Origin of the sequence: Vibrio sp. 1CM7H, assembly GCF_023161645.1 — a bacterium.
GTDB lineage: Bacteria > Pseudomonadota > Gammaproteobacteria > Enterobacterales > Vibrionaceae > Vibrio > Vibrio diabolicus.
This window is the reverse complement of record NZ_JALNTV010000007.1, coordinates 135,077-154,419: the sequence shown is the minus strand read 5'-3', so window position 1 is coordinate 154,419 and position 19,343 is coordinate 135,077. Positions and strand designations below refer to the sequence as shown.

Here is a 19,343-nt window from a genome sequence, read left to right as displayed (position 1 = left end):
CGGAAACTCAACGCACACGCATAAAGTGCAAATTATAAAGAGGGATAGACCAATGACTAACTTAACTCGCCGCCAACAAATTGAAGCTCTGGAAAAAGACTGGGCAACTAACCCGCGCTGGAAAAATGTAAAGCGTACATACACTGCTGAGGAAGTGGTGGAACTGCGTGGCTCTATGGTACCAGCTAACACAATTGCACAACGTGGTGCAGACAAACTTTGGTCACTGGTCAACGGTAGCGCGAAAAAAGGTTACGTAAACTGTCTTGGTGCGTTAACTGGCGGCCAAGCTGTTCAACAAGCTAAAGCTGGTATTGAAGCGATTTACCTATCTGGTTGGCAGGTAGCGGCGGACAACAACACCGCTTCGACGATGTATCCTGACCAGTCTCTATACCCAGTCGATTCTGTACCGTCAGTAGTAAAACGCATCAATAACTCGTTCCGTCGTGCAGACCAAATCCAATGGTCAGCAGGTAAATCGCCTGAAGATGAAGGTGGTATTGATTACTTCCTACCTATCGTAGCGGATGCTGAAGCAGGCTTTGGTGGTGTGCTTAACGCTTACGAGCTCATGAAATCGATGATCGAGGCAGGCGCAGCGGGCGTTCACTTTGAAGACCAGTTAGCATCGGTGAAAAAGTGTGGCCATATGGGTGGTAAGGTATTAGTTCCTACGCAAGAAGCGGTACAAAAGCTCGTTGCAGCTCGTTTGGCTGCTGACGTAGCGGGTACAACAACATTAGTTATTGCTCGTACTGATGCGAATGCGGCGGATCTCATTACGTCAGATTGCGACCCATACGATAAAGACTTTATTGAAGGTGAGCGTACTCAAGAAGGTTTCTACCGCGTTCGCGCTGGTATCGACCAAGCCATCTCTCGTGGCCTGGCTTACGCACCATATGCAGATTTGATTTGGTGTGAAACGGCTACGCCATGTTTGGAAGAAGCACGTAAGTTTGCAGAAGCGATTCACGCTGAATACCCAGATCAATTGTTGGCGTACAACTGCTCGCCGTCCTTCAACTGGGAGAAGAACCTAGATGCAGAAACTATTGCTAAGTTCCAACAAGAGCTGGCAGACATGGGCTACAAGTACCAATTCATCACGCTAGCAGGTATTCACAACATGTGGTTCAACATGTTCGAACTGGCACACGCTTATGCTCAAGGTGAAGGTATGCGTCATTATGTTGAGAAAGTTCAGCGTCCTGAATTCCAGGCGGCAGAAAAAGGCTATACATTTGTTGCACACCAACAAGAAGTAGGTACAGGTTACTTCGATAGAATGACCAATACTATCCAAGGTGGTAACTCTTCAGTGACCGCATTGACAGGTTCGACCGAAGAAGACCAATTCTAATTGGCAGAGAAACACTTCCTTAATCAGCGTCAGTAATGGCATTTTGAGCGGCAACCCTGCCGCTCTTTTTTCGTTTAAAACGTTTAAGAAACGAAATTTACACCCAAGATAACGCGTTTGCGTATTATTCTTCTGGCTCGATTTCTTCGGGTTCCACTTCTTCTTGCAGTTCCAATAAGTTAATCGCAATGGTCACAAAGTCACTGTCAGTAATGATGCCTACCAATCGACCCTTGGTGACAACAGGTAAACAGCCAACTTTGTGCTTTTGCATGTAGATAGCGCTCTCTTTAAGCCCCGCGATGGGTTCGGCCGTCATGATGTTAGTGTGCATCATTTCGTAGAGCGGTGTATCTAGAGTAAAAGATTGTTCAGCCTCATCTGGGTGCAAGCTCGATTCTTGAGCAGCAAGAATGTCGCGTTGAGTCACCAAGCCTTGTAAGTGGTTATTGGCATCAACAACCGGAATATGTCGAATATCAAGCGCATCCATCATGCTTTTTGCATCACGCAAGGTGTGCGTGCGCAGTAAGGTATGAGGATTACGAGTCATCATGTCTTCAACCTTGATCATAGAGACCTCCAGCGGCATTGTCCTTCTCTTAAATATAGAGAATATTTTTCTGTATATCTGGGAGCTAACTCGTTTTTCATCAATTAAATAGCACAATACACTTGCGCTTCTTTTTGTCTGCGTAATCTGTGTCTTATCGACGTTTTTATTAATTTGAATAAGTCGGTTTGCGTGCGAGTCAGTTGGCATTTTTGATTGATATTGAATGTGTACCCAAGGTAATCCAATGAATTGAATCGCACATTTTTATTCGTTGGATTTTCCAAGATTCGTCTCTCGAAGAAGATACGCTCAGGCTTACCAAATTGAAGACAGCAACCTAAATGAAAAGAACAAAGTGTAACAAACTCATTGCGCTGGCAGTGGCGGCATTCAGTATGCAATCAGCACAGGCGATTGTGTTAGGAGATGAACTAACCGACTCTGTTGACCGCGTTACTTTACGAGCAAGTAATATGGCAGAGTTCCCACTGTGTGGCGGCACCATGCTGACGGAGCAGTGGGTGTTGACTGCGGCACACTGCGTGGTAATGGGGCAGGGAACGAACGAAGCAAGCTACTATGTGACCCCGCCGGGCGAGTTGTCGGTGAATGCGAATGTGCATGAACTTAATTCAGCAGGGCTTGATAACTTCTATCCGGTGTCTCACGTTGTGGTTCACCCTGATTACACGCGGATTTCAAAAGCTGAGACCGACAGTAATGGTAACGTGAAACCTATACAAACCGGTTTAGACTCAGACATCGCGTTGCTGTATCTCACGCGCCCAGTGGCAAATGCGAGCTTTGCTGACTTAGCAAACAAAGCCGACATGGAGAGTATCGAAGCGCGTTTGGCAGCGGATTGGAACGATAATTACCTGACCAATCAACGTGTCGAAAATGTGCAAGTGTTTGGGTGGGGGACCACTCAGCCGGATGCTTCTGAACCTTCCAATACGCTCAAAACCACCATTAGTACATTTTTACCCATCGACAAATGTTATGAGCGTTTAGAAATTGGCAGCAGTTTTCCGGGGATCATCGACTCAAGAGAAAACCAAACCAAAATTTGTACGCTACCAACGAAAAACCGAGTATTAGAGCCGGATAGCCACACCCAATATGGTAACTCTGCATGTAAAGGTGACAGTGGGGGGCCGCTGGTCGATGTGGCTACGGGAAAACAGATTGGTATTGTTAGCGGTGGACCTCTCATTCTTCCGACTTGTGGCTCTTTGACGATTCCAAGTTTCTACACCAAGGTGAGCCAATATTACGACTGGGTACAGTCTTACATTACTGCCGATGCGCCACCAAGTAGCTACATCATTGCACCGAACTTTATTAAAGAGGCTAATAACGAAGTCGGCGGAGATAAAGAGTGTCACGACGGTATTGCAACCAATAACTGTGATTTCAAAGGGTCAGATGATGATGGTGGCAGTCTGGGTCTGTGGCTATTGGGTCTATTCGTACCCTTGGCGTGGTGGCGAAGGCGTGAGGTTTGATAGGGCGATTTGAATACCAAACGAGTAAGCAGCGTTATGCGCTGCTTTGCTTTTTAATGTTCCATTTCTGTCGGCTTAAACTGAAAAACAATGCCAAGTGATCGCGGTTTTTCACGTTTTATTACACTCTTCATCATGGCTTTTACAGTGATATTCTGGGGATTTGCTTGCTATTGCAGCATGTAAACATATACTAGTCTGCTGCGAAAAACTCGTCGCAATTTTATCGTCGTCCTAGACGTGATTTGACCAATATATAAGACAAGTAACATGCAAGTATCAGATTTCCATTTCGACCTTCCAGATGAACTTATCGCTCGTTACCCTCAGCCAGAGCGTACCGCTAGCCGACTATTACAAATGGACGGCAATACCGGAGAGCTAATTGATGGCACATTTACTGATGTATTGGGCCAAGTTCAACCCGGTGATCTCGTGGTGTTTAATAATACTCGTGTTATACCTGCTCGTCTTTTTGGTCGTAAAGAGTCGGGTGGTAAGCTAGAGGTGCTGGTGGAGCGCATGCTTGACGAGAAAAGCATCCTCGCGCACGTTCGCTGCTCTAAATCTCCAAAACCAGGTACAACCATCATTGTTGGCGAGAATGATGAATACTCAGCAGAAATGGTGGCGCGTCATGACGCTCTATTTGAACTGAAATTTAACGCTGATAAGACGGTATTAGAAATTTTGGAAGAAATCGGCCACATGCCACTTCCTCCTTACATTGACCGCCCAGATGAAGATGCAGATAAAGAGCGTTACCAAACCGTATATAACCAGAAGCCAGGCGCAGTAGCGGCGCCGACAGCGGGTCTTCATTTTGATGATGTTCTACTAGAGAAAATCAAAGCGAAAGGCGCAGAGTTTGCTTACGTCACTTTGCACGTTGGGGCAGGTACATTCCAGCCAGTAAAAGTAGAAAACATCAACGATCACCATATGCACGCTGAGTACGTAGAAGTACCGCAAGAAGTCGTCGAAGCAATTAAAGCGACGAAAGCGCGAGGTGGACGAATTATTGCTGTTGGTACTACATCGGTACGCTCACTTGAAAGCGCAGCGCAAGACGCATTGAAAAAAGGGACTGAGTTGGTCCCATTCTTTGGTGATACAGAAATCTTTATTTTCCCTGGCTACGAATATCAGCTTGTGGATTGCTTGATTACCAATTTCCACCTGCCAGAATCCACACTGATCATGTTGGTGAGTGCATTTGCAGGTTATGAGAACACCATGAATGCTTACAAGCATGCGGTAGAAAACAAATATCGCTTTTTCTCATATGGTGATTCAATGTTCATCAAGAAGAAAACGATTTAGTAAAAAATAAGATTTACGAGTGCTAGCAGTAAGCTAGGAAATAGAGCAGAACCTCTGCTTTATCTCTCGCAAGGAAAAGCGACCGCTCCTTAAAGTAGGGTAGAGCCCTAAACACTCAGTCAGACTGTTTCTCTGACACCCGGAGGCATCGTGAAATTAAAATTCGATCTTAAGAAGAAAAACGGCAATGCGCGTCGTGGTCAACTGACTTTCGAACGTGGCACTGTTCAAACCCCAGCGTTTATGCCAGTTGGTACTTACGGTACGGTTAAAGGCATGACGCCAGAAGAAGTGAAAGGTACGGGCGCAGAAATCCTACTAGGTAACACGTTCCACCTTTGGCTGCGTCCAGGTCAAGAAGTCATGAAAATGCACGGCGACTTGCATGATTTTATGAACTGGCACGGTCCTATTCTTACTGATTCAGGCGGCTTCCAAGTATTCAGCCTTGGCAAGATGCGTACTATTACCGAAGAGGGTGTGCACTTCCGTAACCCAGTTAATGGTGACAAGATTTTCATGGACGCAGAAAAGTCGATGGAAATTCAAAAAGACCTAGGTTCTGACATCGTCATGATTTTTGACGAGTGTACGCCATACCCAGCGACACACGATGAAGCGAAGAAATCGATGGAAATGTCGCTACGTTGGGCACAGCGCTCACGTGATCACTTCGAGAAGCTAGAAAACCCGAACAACCTGTTTGGTATTGTTCAAGGTGGTGTTTACGAAGATCTACGTGATGTGTCGGTAAAAGGTCTAACGGAAATCGGTTTTGACGGTTACGCGGTTGGTGGCCTGGCAGTAGGCGAGCCTAAAGAAGATATGCACCGTATTCTTGAGCACACTTGTCCGCAGCTTCCAGAAGACAAACCTCGCTACCTAATGGGCGTGGGTAAACCAGAAGACTTGGTTGAAGGTGTTCGCCGCGGTATCGACATGTTTGACTGTGTAATGCCAACGCGTAACGCGCGTAATGGTCACCTGTTTGTGACTGGTGGTGTGATCAAGATCCGTAATGCGAAACATAAAACGGATACAACCCCGCTGGATCCGCACTGTGACTGTTACACTTGTCAAAACTATAGTAAATCGTACCTTCATCACTTAGAGCGTTGTAATGAAATTCTAGGTGCTCGTCTGAATACGATCCACAACCTACGCTACTACCAGCGTCTGATGGAAAGTATTCGTAAAGCGATTGATGAAGATCGTTTCGATGAGTTTGTTACTGAGTTCTATGAGCGTCGTGGCCGTGAAGTGCCACCACTAGCAAAAGAACAGTCATTGACGGACTAAAAAGAATTAAAGCCTTTGGCATGTCGCCAGAGGCTTTTGCTAATAAAGTAGGCTAACGCACGTTATTTTTGAGAGAGTGATCGCTATTAGTTACTCTCAGACTTGAATCTAAAATGCGAAAGCCCAACTTGTTGGATTATCAATAAAATATAATGAGGATGTTTTAATGTTTATTTCTCAGGCTCACGCAGCAGCAGAAGGCGCGCCAGCAGGCGGTGGTTTTGAAATGCTAATCATGCTTGGCATGTTCGCAGTGATCTTTTACTTCATGATTTACCGCCCACAAGCGAAACGTGTAAAAGAGCACAAGAACCTAATGGCTTCTATGGGCAAAGGCGACGAAGTTCTAACTAGCGGTGGCCTAGTGGGTAAAATCACTAAGATTGCTGAAGACAATGACTACATTTCAATCGAGCTTAACGCGAACAATGAAGTGGTAATCAAGAAAGACTTCATCACTGCAGTGTTGCCAAAAGGTACGCTTAAGTCTCTATAAAACAGCTAAAGGATCCTCGCTGTGCTAAACCGTTATCCATTATGGAAGTACTTGATGGTATTTTTTGCCATCATCACCGCTGCGTTATACGCACTTCCAAATATCTACGGTGAAGATCCGGCTATTCAAGTTACAGGGGCGCGTGGCGCCTCTGTAGATATGTCAACGCTGGATGCTGTCACTACTGCTCTTGATAAAGAGCAACTCTCTCATAAATCCATTGCTCTCGAAAATGGATCAATTCTTGTTCGTTTTAACGACACTGACACGCAAATCAGTGCTCGTGATGTCATCAGCGAAGCGCTTGGCAAAGACACAATTGTTGCACTTAACCTTGCTCCTTCTACACCCGATTGGCTAGAAGCGATTGGCGCGTCACCATTAAAGCTGGGTCTTGACCTTCGTGGTGGTGTCCACTTCTTAATGGAAGTAGACATGGACGCTGCGATGGAAAAGCTCGTTGGTCAGCAAGAAGAAGCTTTCCGTAGCGAACTTCGTGAGGCAAAAATTCGTTATCGTGCTATCCGCCCTTCTGGCAAAGAAGCGGTAGAGGTTCTGCTACGTAACGAAGAGCAATTAGCAGAAGCGAAAGCAATGCTAGAAAAGAATCACCCGGACATGCTCTTTGTCGAATCTGATTCAAATGGCCGTTACGCTCTTACTGCGACCTTTACCGAGCAACGTTTACAAGAGATCCGTAACTACGCTGTTGAGCAAAATATTACGATTTTACGTAACCGTGTAAACGAGCTAGGTGTTGCAGAGCCTCTTGTTCAACGTCAAGGTGCAAGCCGAATTGTTGTTGAGCTTCCTGGTGTTCAAGATACTGCTCGTGCAAAAGAGATTCTAGGTGCGACTGCGACGCTAGAATTCCGTGAAGTTGACGATAAAGCTGACCTATCAGCGGCGGCAAATGGTCGTGCGCCAGCAGGCAGTGAAATCAAAATGGACCGAGACGGTCGTCCGGTTGTGCTTAAGAAGCGTGTTATTCTTGGTGGTCAAAGCATTACGGATGCAAGCTCAAGTGTCGATGAATACGGTCGTCCACAAGTTAACATCTCGCTAGACAGCGAAGGTGGTAACAAGATGTCAGCGTTCTCTAAGAAGAACATCGGTAAGCTAATGGCTACCGTGTTTGCTGAGTACAAAGACAGTGGTCGTCGTACGCCTGAAGGCAAAGTCATCCTGGATAAGCATGAAGAAGTCATCAATCAAGCGACGATTCAATCGGCTCTTGGACGTAACTTCCGTATCACGGGTATAGACTCCGCAGCTGAAGCGCACAACCTTGCACTTCTATTACGTGCTGGTGCACTGATCGCACCTATCTCTATCGTTGAAGAGCGTACTATTGGTCCATCAATGGGCCAGCAAAACATCGATATGGGTATCCAAGCGTGTATCTGGGGTATGGTTGCCGTAATGCTGTTTACGCTGCTTTACTACCGTGGCTTTGGCTTGATTGCCAACATCGCTCTAATGGCTAACTTAGTGTTGATCATTGGTGTGATGTCGATGATTCCAGGCGCTACCATGACGCTTCCGGGGATTGCCGGTATCGTGTTAACGGTCGGTATGGCGGTTGATGCGAACGTACTGATCTTCGAGCGTATCCGTGAAGAGCTTCGTGATGGGCGTAGTCCACAACAAGCTATTCACCAAGGTTACGCGAATGCATTCAGTACGATTGCCGATGCGAACATCACGACACTGATTACTGCAATTATCCTATTTGCAGTCGGTACTGGTGCAGTGAAAGGTTTCGCGGTTACTCTATCTATCGGTATCTTAACTTCAATGTTCACCGCCATTATTGGTACACGTTGTATCGTGAACCTGATTTACGGTGGCAAACGCGTTGATAAATTGTCGATCTAAGGCTGGGAATTAATATGTTTCAAATTCTAAAAGCAGAGAAGACGATCGGCTTTATGCGTTGGTCGAAAGTAGCATTCGTTTTTTCAATCTTTATGATTGCTGCTTCTATCTTCACTTTGTCAACTAAGTGGCTAAATTGGGGCCTAGACTTCACTGGCGGTACGCTAATTGAAGTTGGCTTTGAAAAACCTGCGAACCTTGAAAAAATCCGAACCGCTTTAGATGCGAAAGGTTTTGGTGATGCGACAGTACAAAACTTCGGTAGTGCTCGTGAAGTAATGGTTCGTCTTCGTCCACGTGATGACGTTTCTGGTGAAACGCTGGGCAACCAAATCATTGGTGCTATCAAAGATGGTACTGGCGAAAGCGTAGAAATGCGTCGTATTGAATTCGTAGGTCCTAACGTTGGTGATGAGCTAACAGAAGCTGGCGGCCTAGCGATCCTCGTGTCGCTGATCTGTATCCTGCTTTATGTCTCGATGCGATTTGAATGGCGTCTAGCGGCTGGTGCGGTTATGGCATTGGCTCACGATATCATTATCACGTTAGGTGTTTTCTCATTCCTACAAATAGAAGTTGACCTAACCATCGTTGCGGCACTATTAACGGTAGTCGGTTACTCGCTCAACGATACCATCGTTGTGTTTGACCGTATCCGTGAAAACTTCCGCAAGATGCGTAAAGGTGAGCCAGCCGATATCATGGACGCTTCAATCACCCAAACGTTGAGCCGTACGTTGATTACCTCGGGTACAACATTGTTCGTGGTAATTGCACTGTTCATGCAGGGTGGTGCGATGATTCACGGCTTCGCAACCGCACTTCTACTTGGTATCACTGTAGGTACTTACTCTTCTATCTACGTAGCATCAGCACTAGCGCTAAAACTGGGCATCCAGAAAGAGCACTTGATGCCACCTCAAGTAGAAAAAGAAGGCGCAGAGTTCGACGAAATGCCATAAGGCAGGTTGAGAATCGAAAACAAAAAACCGCTGAGCAATCAGCGGTTTTTTTGTATCTGAATCGAGCCGTATGCTTGCAGAACCTCACGGTATGAAGAGCCTTACATTGCAGCTAAGTGGATACGGTTCAGTAGATACAAAAAAAGCCCCGCTCATTGAGCGGGGCTTTTTAAAGTCATCAGCGTGACGGGCTAAATATGACTTTCAAATCTTACTTAAGGATCGCGCTGTTACCATTTTCGCGGATGTGCTTAAGGATAGATTTTACGCCACGAGCGCTTGAAGCAACAATGTTACCAGACTTCATGTACTCAGTGCCGCCAGCAAAGTCAGTTAGGATAGCGCCAGCTTCACGAGCAATAAGCTCACCTGCTGCCATATCCCAAGGTTTTAGACCTAGCTCGAAGTAACCATCAACACGGCCAGCAGCCACGTAACATAGGTCAAGAGCAGCAGAGCCGCTACGACGGAAATCAGCACATTCAGTGAATAGCGCACCAACGATCTTGATGTAAGACTCAGCGTGTTGTTTCTGTTTGAATGGGAAACCAGTAGCTAGAACAGTACCTTGAAGGTCTTTTAGTTGAGCAACACGGATACGCGCACTGTTTAGTTGAGCGCCTGCACCACGTTGTGCAGTGAATAGCTCGTTTTGCATTGGATCGTAAACACAAGCAACTTCAGTTTTGCCCTTAATACGAACTGCGATAGAAACCGCGAAAGTTGGGTAACCTTTTACAAAGTTAGTGGTGCCATCCAGTGGGTCGATGATCCATTGTACGTCTTTATCTTTACCTTCGATAAGACCTTGTTCTTCAGCAACGATACAGTGCTCAGGGTAAGACTGCTTGATAGTATCGATGATGATGTATTCTGCTTCTTTATCTACATTAGTGACAAAGTCATTAGTGCCTTTAAGAGTAGATTCTACTTTATCAGTGTTTTCTAATGATTTAGCAATATGATTGCCTGCCTTTCGCGCAGCGCGAATAGCAATGTTTAGCATTGGATGCATACGAATTTCCCAACGGATGTTAAAGAACAAATGAAAGCGGCGGCGAGTATACCAGAGATCAGTAAAAAGGGAAGTGGTTATTTTTTGTTCTAAAGTCAGTGGTTTTATTGTATTTAGCTTGAGGCGAACGAGAACAATGACCAAGAATGAGAAGAGAGGCCTGCTTCGCCCTAGGGTGTGTTAAAAAACTATGGTAACATTCTGCGGTTTTAATTTAGGTAGCAAACACAGATGTTGGATCAAGTAAAAATTGTACTCGTAGGTACCTCTCATTCAGGCAATATTGGCTCAGCAGCTCGAGCTATGAAAGTGATGGGTTTAAGCCAACTAGTATTAGTCGATCCACAATGTGAAGTGGATGAACAAACTCTTGCTTTGGCTGCGGGTGCTGGTGATATTGCTCAAAATGCAAAGATTGTCGGCACATTAGAGGAAGCGGTTGAAGATTGCAGCCTTGTGGTGGGCTCCAGTGCTCGCTCTCGTACATTAGAATGGCCAATGCTTGAGCCACGTGAATGTGGTGAGAAATTTGCGGTTGAGGGTAGAAAACACCCTGTCGCGCTCGTGTTTGGTCGTGAAAGAACTGGTCTAACAAACGAAGAGCTGCAAAGGTGTCACTACCATGTTTGCATTCCTGCTAACCCTGAATATAGCTCGCTTAACCTAGCGATGGCCGTACAAACTCTGAGTTACGAAGTACGAGTTGCGCATTTGAACTTAGAGCAAAGCCAGTTTGCCCCAAATGAGCCGGAAGAGTACCCACGTCATAGAGAGCTCGAAATGTTCTTCGAGCATCTTGAAAAGGTGATGGTTGAGACCCAGTTTATCAATAAAGAGCAACCAGGGCAGGTGATGAATAAATTGCGTCGCTTGTTCTCTCGTGCTCGGCCAGAAACCCAGGAGCTCAATATTCTACGCGGCATTTTGACCTCGATAGAAAAGAAGCTCTGAGTAAAGAATAACCACTTTAGGTGTAAGGATGAATACCTGAGTAAAATGGTCAAATAAATACTTGACCAAATTACTCAGGTATGGAAAAATCTTAACCATTACAAACCATGTGGATACGGTGTGGTATGAAACTTACATCTAAAGGAAGATATGCGGTGACAGCCATGCTGGATGTGGCACTGCATTCGCAACAAAACCCTGTGCCTCTTGCTGACATCTCAGAGCGTCAGGGGATCTCGCTCTCTTACTTAGAGCAGCTATTTTCAAAATTGCGTAAAGCAGGTCTCGTTGCCAGCGTTCGTGGTCCTGGTGGTGGTTACCGACTTGGTGCCGACGCACACAGTATTGCTATTGGTACCGTGATTGCAGCCGTTGATGAGTCAGTCGATGCAACCAAATGCCAGGGCAAAGGAGATTGCCAAGGTGGAACACGTTGCCTTACTCACACGCTATGGCGCGACTTAAGCTCTCGCATTAGTGACTTCTTGAATAACATCACTCTTGGTGAGTTGATGACAGACAATGAAGTCCTCGAAATTTCTGATCGTCAGGACATTGATCTGGCGGTAACCCATGGGCTATCAAACAAAAATACAACCGCCGCGCCCATCGGTGTAAACGTCCGCTCTTAGCGGTCAGCTTTTTACATTGGAGTAGAGAATGAAACTGCCGATTTATCTTGATTATTCCGCTACATGTCCAGTTGATCCACGTGTTGCTGAAAAAATGGTTCAGTACATGACAATGGATGGCACATTTGGCAACCCAGCGTCGCGTTCGCACCGTTACGGCTGGCAGGCAGAAGAAGCGGTCGATACTGCTCGTGAGCAAATTGCTGACCTTCTAAATGCAGATCCTCGCGAAATCGTATTTACATCTGGTGCGACAGAATCAGACAACCTTGCTATTAAAGGTGCAGCGCACTTTTACTCGAAGAAAGGCAAGCACGTAATCACTTGTAAAACAGAGCACAAAGCCGTTCTTGACCCATGTCGTCAACTTGAGCGTGAAGGCTTTGAAGTGACTTACCTTGAGCCAGAATCAAATGGCTTGATCGATCTAGAGAAGCTTAAAGCGGCAATGCGTGATGACACAGTGCTTGTGTCTATTATGCACGTAAACAACGAGATTGGTGTGGTTCAAGATATTACTGCGATCGGCGAATTGTGTCGTGAGCGTAAAATTGTTTTCCACGTGGATGCAGCGCAATCTGCAGGTAAATTACCAATCGACGTTCAAGAGATGAAAGTTGACCTAATTTCGCTTTCTGCTCACAAAGTTTATGGCCCTAAAGGCATCGGTGCACTTTACGTTCGTCGTAAGCCTCGTATTCGTCTTGAAGCGCAAATGCACGGTGGCGGCCATGAGCGTGGTTTCCGCTCTGGTACACTTCCTACTCACCAAATCGTTGGTATGGGTGAAGCATTCCGCATTGCAAAAGAAGACATGCAAAAAGATTACGATCACGCTTTAGCGCTTCGTAACCGTCTTTTTGATGGCGTGAAAGACTTAGAAGCAGTGACGGTAAACGGTGACCTTGAGCAACGTGTACCACACAACCTAAACATCAGCTTCGCATTCGTAGAAGGTGAGTCACTACTAATGTCGCTTAAAGATCTAGCGGTATCTTCTGGTAGTGCTTGTACGTCTGCAAGCCTTGAGCCTTCTTACGTTCTTCGTGCCCTAGGCATGGATGATGAATTGGCTCACAGCTCGGTTCGTTTCTCGTTTGGTCGTTTCACGACTGAAGAAGAAATTGATTACGCAATTGAACAAATCCGCGTTGCAGTGACTAAGCTACGCGACATGTCTCCTCTATGGGATATGTACAAAGAAGGGATTGATTTGAGCACTGTTGAATGGGCTCACCATTAATCTCAGGGATTGAAATAGAGGATTCGAGGTAATTTATCATGGCATACAGCGAAAAAGTAATTGATCACTACGAGAACCCACGTAACGTTGGTTCATTCGATAAAGAAGACCCATCAGTAGGTAGCGGCATGGTTGGCGCTCCAGCTTGTGGTGACGTAATGAAGCTTCAAATCAAAGTGACACCGGAAGGTATCATCGAAGATGCGAAGTTCAAAACATACGGTTGTGGTAGTGCAATCGCATCAAGCTCACTAGTAACTGAGTGGGTAAAAGGCAAGTCAGTTGATGAAGCAGCAGCAATTAAAAACTCTGAAATTGCTGAAGAGCTAGAGCTTCCACCAGTGAAAGTTCACTGTTCAATTCTTGCTGAAGATGCAATCAAAGCAGCGGTTGCAGACTACAAGAAAAAACACCAAGAATAATTATTCCGTAATATAATGGGAGCTTTGACGCTCCCATTCCAATCGAAATTTAGACAGACTAAGGTGCAGTATGGCCATCACAATGACAGAATCAGCGGCAAGTCGCGTAAGAGCATTCCTAGATAACCGAGGCAAAGGTATCGGTTTACGTCTTGGAGTGAAGACGACTGGTTGTTCAGGCATGGCATATGTACTTGAGTTTGTTGATGAGCTTAACGAAGAAGATGAAGTTTTTGAACTCTCTGGAGTGAAAATCATCATCGACAAAAAAAGCTTAGTGTACCTAGACGGTACCGAATTGGATTACGTGAAAGAAGGGTTGAATGAAGGTTTTGAATTCAACAACCCTAACGCGAAAAGTGAATGTGGTTGTGGTGAAAGCTTCAACGTCTAATTGATTGTCCTTCTGGACAAGCGAGTCCGGAAGGCTTTACTAGGACCCGAACTTAATGAATCACTTTGAATTATTTGGGCTACCAAGTCAGTTTAAGCTGGATGGTAGCCTTCTTTCTTCTCAGTTCCGAGAACTACAAAAACGCTTCCACCCGGATAACTTTGCAACGGGATCTGAACGTGACCGTTTGATGGCGGTGCAAAAGGCAGCGCAAATCAACGATGCCTATCAAGTTCTGAAAAATCCTATCTCCCGTGCCGAGTACATCCTCGCAGAGCAGGGAGTTGAGATCCGAGGTGAACAGCAGACAATGCAAGATCCAATGTTCTTAATGGAGCAAATGGAGCTGCGCGAAGAACTGGAAGAAATTGCTGACAGCACCGATCCTGAATCGGCGCTTTTTGACTTCGATTCTAAGGTCAGCAAAATGTACAAACAGCATCTGGCAAGCGTCGAGCAAGAGCTTGATGATGGTTTTTGGGCTGAAGCCGCAGACCGAGTTCGTAAGCTAAAATTCATTGCCAAACTAAAGAACGAAATTGAACTAGTCGAAGACAAACTCCTCGACTAGTTAGCGTGACAAGGACCTATCATGGCACTACTTCAAATCGCAGAACCGGGCCAAAGCTCGGCACCTCATGAGCATAAGTTAGCAGCGGGTATCGACTTAGGTACTACCAACTCTTTGGTTGCTTCTGTACGTAGCGGCGATGCAACTCCACTTGCGGACGAGCAGGGCCGTACTATTTTACCTTCAGTCGTTAATTACGCTGAGGAAACGTTAACGGTCGGCCACGAAGCCAAAGCTAAAGCAGAGTTTGAACCAGAGAACACGATTATCTCTGTAAAACGTTTGATCGGTCGTTCATTAAAGGACATTCAGTCCCGTTACTCTTCACTTCCTTATCGTTTTAGAGAGAGTGAAAATGGTCTTCCAATCCTGCAAACGCCTCAAGGTGACAAAAACCCGATTGAAGTATCTGCGGACATTCTAAAAGCGCTAGGTAAGCGAGCAGAAGAAACGTTAGGTGGTGAGTTAGCGGGTGTTGTGATCACTGTTCCTGCTTACTTTGATGATGCTCAGCGTGCAGGTACGAAAGACGCCGCGAAATTAGCAGGTCTTCATGTTCTCCGTCTGCTTAACGAACCAACCGCCGCGGCAATTGCTTATGGCCTAGACTCAGGCCAAGAAGGTGTGATTGCGGTTTACGATCTAGGTGGCGGTACATTTGATATCTCTATTCTACGTTTGTCGAAAGGCGTATTTGAAGTATTAGCAACAGGTGGTGACTCTGCGTTAGGCGGTGATGACTTTGACCATCTGTTAGCGGATTACCTAATGGAGCAAGCGGGTCTCGAAGCCCCACTTTCTGCTGAAAAAAACCGTACGCTACTGAACATTGCTACTGCGACTAAGATTGCTTTCTCTGAGCAAGACAGCGTTGATGTAGACGTGTTTGGCTGGAAGGGCACCGTTACTCGTGAGCAGTTCGAAGATCTGATTCGCCCATTAGTGAAGAAAACACTAATGTCTTGTCGTCGTGCATTAAAAGATGCTGATGTTAACGCAGACGAAGTACTCGAAGTTGTCATGGTTGGTGGTTCAACACGCACATTGCTGGTTCGTGAAATGGTAGGCGAGTTTTTTGGCCGCACACCGCTAACAAGCATTAATCCTGATGAAGTTGTCGCAATTGGCGCGGGTATCCAAGCCGACATTCTAGCGGGTAACAAGCCTGATTCAGAAATGTTACTTCTTGACGTGATCCCACTGTCGCTTGGTATTGAAACCATGGGTGGTCTGGTTGAGAAGATCATCCCTCGCAATACCACGATTCCTGTTGCGCGTGCGCAAGAATTTACCACATTCAAAGATGGCCAAACGGCCATGAGTGTTCATGTGGTACAAGGTGAGCGTGAAATGGTTGATGATTGTCGTTCACTGGCTCGTTTCTCATTGAAAGGCATTCCACCGATGGCGGCGGGTGCGGCACATATTCGTGTGACTTACCAAGTTGACGCTGACGGCCTTCTTTCTGTTACGGCAATGGAAAAGAGCACCGGTGTTCAGTCAGAGATTCAAGTAAAACCTTCTTACGGGTTAAGCGATAATGAAGTGGCGGATATGCTGCGTGATTCAATGACTCACGCTAAAGAAGACATGCAAGCTCGTGCGCTGGCTGAACAGCGTGTTGAGGCCGACCGTGTGATAGAAGGCTTGATTGCAGCCATGCAAGCTGATGGTGACGAACTACTATCAGAACAAGAGAAACAAGACCTGATAAAAGCCATCGAAGCCTTGATTGAGCTGCGTAATGGTGATGATGCAGATGCGATTGAGCAAGGCATTAAAGATACCGATAAAGCGAGCCAAGATTTCGCATCGCGCCGTATGGATAAATCGATTCGAGCTGCGCTGTCAGGTCAATCAGTAGACGATATATAAGAGATAAGTAGTTATGCCTAAGATTATTGTATTACCACACGACGATTTGTGCCCAGAAGGCGCAGTGTTGGAAGCAAACACTGGTGAAACCGTTCTGGACGTAGCGCTAAAAAATGGTATCGGTATTGAACATGCGTGTGAAAAATCATGTGCGTGTACCACTTGCCACGTGATCATCCGTGAAGGTTTTGATTCGCTAGAAGAAAGTGAAGAGCTGGAAGACGACATGCTGGATAAAGCGTGGGGTCTAGAGCCTGAATCACGTCTAGGGTGTCAGGCGAAAATTGCTGATGAAGACTTAGTGGTAGAAATTCCTAAGTACACGCTAAACCACGCTTCAGAAGATCACTAAAACTATCTTCCCAATATAGGGAAGAAGCAAAAGGAAGATGAGCAATGAAATGGACAGATTCTCGCGATATCGCGATTGAGCTTTGTGACAAGTTTCCAGATGTTGATCCGCAAACGGTGCGTTTTACCGATCTTCATCAATGGATCATGGAGTTAGATGAGTTTGAAGATGACCCAAACCATTGTAACGAAAAGATTCTGGAAGCTGTTATCATGTGCTGGATGGATGAAGCAGACTAAGTCTGTAAAACACAGCCTAGTTAACAATTCTTACTAAAAAAAGCGGACCTTTAGGTCCGTTTTTTTATCCAATTGACATTTTGGCCCTACATAATGCTAACATCCATGAGTTATTAAAAAGAAGCAGCGTAGGCAACGCTGCTATAAGACAAGGAGAAACCATGTCTACACAGATGTCTGTATTTTTAAGTCAAGAGTCGGCAGCACCACATTGGGGTGAAAAAGCACTGCTTTCATTCGCTGAAAACGGCGCAACTATTCATTTAGGTGAAGGTCACGATCTTGGCGCAATTCAACGTGCAGCTCGTCAGCTAGATGGCCAAGGAATTCGTTCTATTTTTCTTTCCGGTGATAACTGGGATTTAGAGAGCGTTTGGGCTTTCCACCAAGGTTACCGTAACCCAAAAAAACATGGCTCAGTTGAGTGGTCTGCATTGTCTGAAGAAGATCAAGCAGAGCTTCAAGCGCGTATTACCGCGACTGATTTTACCCGCGATATCATCAATAAAACCGCAGAAGAAGTTGCCCCTCGTCAGCTAGCGACAATGGCCGCTGAATTCATCAAATCTGTTGCGCCTAAAGGCACAGTGACAGCTCGTATCGTCAAAGACAAAGACTTGTTGGCAGAAGGTTGGGAAGGCATTTACGCCGTAGGCCGTGGTTCGGAGCGTACTTCTGCGATGCTCCAGCTAGACTACAACCCGACAGGTGACGAGAACGCACCAATATTCGCGTGTCTTGTCGGTAAAGGTATCACCTTTGATTCGGGTGGTTACAGCTTGAAGCCTTCTAACTTCATGAGCGCAATGAAAGCAGACATGGGTGGCTCAGGCACCATCACCGGTGGTCTTGCACTGGCGATTCTTCGTGGTTTGAACAAGCGTGTAAAACTGATCCTTTGTTGTGCAGAGAACATGGTTTCTGGTCGCGCACTCAAGCTTGGCGATATCATCACCTACAAAAACGGTAAAACCGTTGAAATCATGAACACCGATGCAGAAGGTCGTTTAGTGCTTGCTGATGGCCTTATCTACGCCAGTGAACAAAAACCTGAGTTAATCATTGATTGTGCAACACTAACAGGTGCGGCGAAGAATGCTTTGGGTAATGATTACCACGCACTAATGAGTTTCGATGACGAGTTATCGCATCAAGCGCTCACTGCGGCAAACCAAGAAAAAGAAGGTTTATGGCCGCTACCACTTGCTGACTTCCACCGTGGAATGCTGCCGTCAAACTTTGCTGACCTATCGAATATCAGTTCTGGCGACTACTCTCCGGGTGCAAGCACAGCAGCAGCATTCTTGTCTTACTTCGTAGAAGACTACAAAAAAGGCTGGTTGCACTTCGACTGTGCGGGTACATACCGTAAAGCCGCGTCTGATAAATGGGCTGCGGGAGCTACGGGTATGGGCGTTCGTACACTTGCTCGTTTCCTCAATGAGCAAGCTGGTAAATAAGATTGATTGCAGCACTCCTTGTTTGAGTGCTGCTCTTACCCAGTAAGTCACTTTAAAAACACAACTATTATTACAAGTACAGAAAGGAAATTTTATGGCTCTAGAAAGAACATTTTCAATCATTAAGCCGGATGCGGTAGAGCGAAACCTAATTGGTGAAATCTATAACCGTATTGAAAAGGCTGGCCTACGTATTGTCGCTGCTAAAATGGTTCACCTGACTGAAGATCAGGCAAGCGGTTTTTATGCAGAGCATGAAGGCAAAGAGTTTTTCCCTCCACTAAAAGAGTTCATGACATCTGGTCCTATTATGGTTCAGGTACTGGAAGGTGAAAATGCGATTGCACGTTACCGTGAACTGATGGGTAAAACTAACCCAGAGGAAGCGGCATGCGGTACGCTTCGTGCCGATTACGCACTTAGCATGCGTCACAATTCAGTTCATGGTTCCGATAGCCCTGAATCTGCAGCGCGTGAAATTGAGTTTTTCTTCCCTGAGTCAGAGGTTTTCTCTCGCTAATTAGGGGTGATACTTCACTTGTTAGTGATGGTCTGATACAGAAAAGCCTCGGAACTTTCCGAGGCTTTTTCATTTCATATACCTAAGTTGAGTGGCAATGTTGACTGCATAAGTGATCTCTTATACGCGAACTAGTCTGACTATATAATGGGCTTTAAAGCCCAGTAACGTGAGTTATTTTTAGTCTTTTCCCTTTACGATTTCTACGCTTTTACTTTTGATAGTGTAATAGCCACTTATAGCGCAAGAGGTGCTTAAAATTTAATCATTTTGATTTTAAT

Annotated in this window: 20 protein-coding genes; 18 read left to right on the top strand and 2 right to left on the bottom strand. The window is 45.7% G+C overall.

The genetic code is table 11. The annotated features are described in order from the left end of the window. The first annotated feature begins 52 nt into the window (after positions 1-52). Positions 53-1,366 (top strand): isocitrate lyase, encoded by a 1,314-nt coding sequence (gene aceA, locus MSG33_RS19860; RefSeq protein ID WP_005391585.1) that lies wholly within the window; start codon positions 53-55, stop codon positions 1,364-1,366. 124 nt (positions 1,367-1,490) lie between these two features. Here aceA and MSG33_RS19855 read toward each other — a convergent pair whose 3' ends face one another. Continuing rightward, positions 1,491-1,940, bottom strand: coding sequence for a CBS domain-containing protein (locus MSG33_RS19855; protein WP_005391583.1), 450 nt, complete (start codon positions 1,938-1,940; stop codon positions 1,491-1,493). 323 nt (positions 1,941-2,263) lie between these two features. On the opposite strand from MSG33_RS19855, the gene MSG33_RS19850 reads away from it, so the two are divergent. The 6 genes from MSG33_RS19850 (at position 2,264) to secF (ending at position 9,388) form a co-directional block, all read left to right on the top strand. Beyond that, the gene (locus tag MSG33_RS19850; RefSeq protein WP_248381832.1) at positions 2,264-3,430 is read left to right on the top strand and encodes a serine protease; all 1,167 of its coding nucleotides are present in this window, start codon (positions 2,264-2,266) and stop codon (positions 3,428-3,430) included. A 270-nt stretch (positions 3,431-3,700) separates the two neighbouring features. Further along, a complete protein-coding gene (queA, locus tag MSG33_RS19845; protein WP_046874341.1) occupies positions 3,701-4,753 on the top strand; it encodes a tRNA preQ1(34) S-adenosylmethionine ribosyltransferase-isomerase QueA in 1,053 nt (350 codons plus the stop codon). Positions 4,754-4,903: 150 nt separating this feature from the next. After that, the gene (tgt, locus tag MSG33_RS19840; RefSeq protein WP_005391577.1) at positions 4,904-6,052 is read left to right on the top strand and encodes a tRNA guanosine(34) transglycosylase Tgt; all 1,149 of its coding nucleotides are present in this window, start codon (positions 4,904-4,906) and stop codon (positions 6,050-6,052) included. 166 nt (positions 6,053-6,218) lie between these two features. Then, positions 6,219-6,548, top strand: coding sequence for a preprotein translocase subunit YajC (yajC, locus tag MSG33_RS19835; protein ID WP_005381725.1), 330 nt, complete (start codon positions 6,219-6,221; stop codon positions 6,546-6,548). Between the two features lie 21 nt (positions 6,549-6,569). After that, positions 6,570-8,426 carry a protein translocase subunit SecD gene (gene secD, locus MSG33_RS19830; RefSeq protein ID WP_006741889.1) on the top strand — a complete coding sequence of 619 codons (1,857 nt, stop codon included), beginning with the start codon at positions 6,570-6,572 and terminating at the stop codon, positions 8,424-8,426. A 14-nt stretch (positions 8,427-8,440) separates the two neighbouring features. Further along, positions 8,441-9,388, top strand: coding sequence for a protein translocase subunit SecF (gene secF, locus MSG33_RS19825; protein WP_005391572.1), 948 nt, complete (start codon positions 8,441-8,443; stop codon positions 9,386-9,388). A 211-nt stretch (positions 9,389-9,599) separates the two neighbouring features. On the opposite strand, the gene suhB is transcribed toward secF, so the two are convergent. Next, on the bottom strand, positions 9,600-10,403 hold the full coding sequence (gene suhB / locus MSG33_RS19820) for an inositol-1-monophosphatase (protein ID WP_047010191.1): 804 nt from the start codon (positions 10,401-10,403) through the stop codon (positions 9,600-9,602). Between the two features lie 231 nt (positions 10,404-10,634). On the opposite strand from suhB, the gene trmJ reads away from it, so the two are divergent. From trmJ to ndk, 11 genes are all read left to right on the top strand, one after another. Then, a complete protein-coding gene (gene trmJ, locus MSG33_RS19815) occupies positions 10,635-11,354 on the top strand; it encodes a tRNA (cytosine(32)/uridine(32)-2'-O)-methyltransferase TrmJ (RefSeq protein WP_104974454.1) in 720 nt (239 codons plus the stop codon). Between the two features lie 125 nt (positions 11,355-11,479). Beyond that, positions 11,480-11,986 carry a Fe-S cluster assembly transcriptional regulator IscR gene (gene iscR, locus MSG33_RS19810; RefSeq protein WP_005381720.1) on the top strand — a complete coding sequence of 169 codons (507 nt, stop codon included), beginning with the start codon at positions 11,480-11,482 and terminating at the stop codon, positions 11,984-11,986. A gap of 28 nt (positions 11,987-12,014) precedes the next feature. Next, a complete protein-coding gene (locus tag MSG33_RS19805) occupies positions 12,015-13,229 on the top strand; it encodes an IscS subfamily cysteine desulfurase (RefSeq protein ID WP_005391556.1) in 1,215 nt (404 codons plus the stop codon). A 38-nt stretch (positions 13,230-13,267) separates the two neighbouring features. Beyond that, on the top strand, positions 13,268-13,651 hold the full coding sequence (iscU, locus tag MSG33_RS19800; RefSeq protein WP_005381718.1) for a Fe-S cluster assembly scaffold IscU: 384 nt from the start codon (positions 13,268-13,270) through the stop codon (positions 13,649-13,651). Positions 13,652-13,721: 70 nt separating this feature from the next. Next, positions 13,722-14,045 (top strand): iron-sulfur cluster assembly protein IscA, encoded by a 324-nt coding sequence (gene iscA, locus MSG33_RS19795; RefSeq protein ID WP_005391554.1) that lies wholly within the window; start codon positions 13,722-13,724, stop codon positions 14,043-14,045. Positions 14,046-14,100: 55 nt separating this feature from the next. Then, positions 14,101-14,616 carry a co-chaperone HscB gene (gene hscB / locus MSG33_RS19790; RefSeq protein WP_248381830.1) on the top strand — a complete coding sequence of 172 codons (516 nt, stop codon included), beginning with the start codon at positions 14,101-14,103 and terminating at the stop codon, positions 14,614-14,616. A gap of 21 nt (positions 14,617-14,637) precedes the next feature. Continuing rightward, the gene (gene hscA / locus MSG33_RS19785; RefSeq protein ID WP_109170039.1) at positions 14,638-16,491 is read left to right on the top strand and encodes a Fe-S protein assembly chaperone HscA; all 1,854 of its coding nucleotides are present in this window, start codon (positions 14,638-14,640) and stop codon (positions 16,489-16,491) included. A 13-nt stretch (positions 16,492-16,504) separates the two neighbouring features. After that, the gene (gene fdx / locus MSG33_RS19780; RefSeq protein WP_005391548.1) at positions 16,505-16,843 is read left to right on the top strand and encodes an ISC system 2Fe-2S type ferredoxin; all 339 of its coding nucleotides are present in this window, start codon (positions 16,505-16,507) and stop codon (positions 16,841-16,843) included. A 44-nt stretch (positions 16,844-16,887) separates the two neighbouring features. Next, positions 16,888-17,082 (top strand): Fe-S cluster assembly protein IscX, encoded by a 195-nt coding sequence (gene iscX, locus MSG33_RS19775; protein WP_005391546.1) that lies wholly within the window; start codon positions 16,888-16,890, stop codon positions 17,080-17,082. 161 nt (positions 17,083-17,243) lie between these two features. After that, positions 17,244-18,542 carry an aminopeptidase PepB gene (gene pepB / locus MSG33_RS19770; protein WP_005391544.1) on the top strand — a complete coding sequence of 433 codons (1,299 nt, stop codon included), beginning with the start codon at positions 17,244-17,246 and terminating at the stop codon, positions 18,540-18,542. 94 nt (positions 18,543-18,636) lie between these two features. Continuing rightward, positions 18,637-19,062, top strand: a complete 426-nt coding sequence (gene ndk / locus MSG33_RS19765; RefSeq protein WP_005391542.1) for a nucleoside-diphosphate kinase — start codon at positions 18,637-18,639, stop codon at positions 19,060-19,062. The last annotated feature ends 281 nt before the right edge of the window (positions 19,063-19,343 follow it).

Coding starts and splice junctions, on each gene's coding strand:
- aceA (WP_005391585.1), top strand. CDS start 53: ATGACTAACTTAACTCGCCGCCAACAAATTGAAGCTCTGGAAAAAGAC.
- MSG33_RS19855 (WP_005391583.1), bottom strand. CDS start 1,940: ATGATCAAGGTTGAAGACATGATGACTCGTAATCCTCATACCTTACTG.
- MSG33_RS19850 (WP_248381832.1), top strand. CDS start 2,264: ATGAAAAGAACAAAGTGTAACAAACTCATTGCGCTGGCAGTGGCGGCA.
- queA (WP_046874341.1), top strand. CDS start 3,701: ATGCAAGTATCAGATTTCCATTTCGACCTTCCAGATGAACTTATCGCT.
- yajC (WP_005381725.1), top strand. CDS start 6,219: ATGTTTATTTCTCAGGCTCACGCAGCAGCAGAAGGCGCGCCAGCAGGC.
- secF (WP_005391572.1), top strand. CDS start 8,441: ATGTTTCAAATTCTAAAAGCAGAGAAGACGATCGGCTTTATGCGTTGG.
- suhB (WP_047010191.1), bottom strand. CDS start 10,403: ATGCATCCAATGCTAAACATTGCTATTCGCGCTGCGCGAAAGGCAGGC.
- trmJ (WP_104974454.1), top strand. CDS start 10,635: ATGTTGGATCAAGTAAAAATTGTACTCGTAGGTACCTCTCATTCAGGC.
- iscR (WP_005381720.1), top strand. CDS start 11,480: ATGAAACTTACATCTAAAGGAAGATATGCGGTGACAGCCATGCTGGAT.
- MSG33_RS19805 (WP_005391556.1), top strand. CDS start 12,015: ATGAAACTGCCGATTTATCTTGATTATTCCGCTACATGTCCAGTTGAT.
- iscU (WP_005381718.1), top strand. CDS start 13,268: ATGGCATACAGCGAAAAAGTAATTGATCACTACGAGAACCCACGTAAC.
- iscA (WP_005391554.1), top strand. CDS start 13,722: ATGGCCATCACAATGACAGAATCAGCGGCAAGTCGCGTAAGAGCATTC.
- hscB (WP_248381830.1), top strand. CDS start 14,101: ATGAATCACTTTGAATTATTTGGGCTACCAAGTCAGTTTAAGCTGGAT.
- hscA (WP_109170039.1), top strand. CDS start 14,638: ATGGCACTACTTCAAATCGCAGAACCGGGCCAAAGCTCGGCACCTCAT.
- fdx (WP_005391548.1), top strand. CDS start 16,505: ATGCCTAAGATTATTGTATTACCACACGACGATTTGTGCCCAGAAGGC.
- iscX (WP_005391546.1), top strand. CDS start 16,888: ATGAAATGGACAGATTCTCGCGATATCGCGATTGAGCTTTGTGACAAG.
- pepB (WP_005391544.1), top strand. CDS start 17,244: ATGTCTACACAGATGTCTGTATTTTTAAGTCAAGAGTCGGCAGCACCA.
- ndk (WP_005391542.1), top strand. CDS start 18,637: ATGGCTCTAGAAAGAACATTTTCAATCATTAAGCCGGATGCGGTAGAG.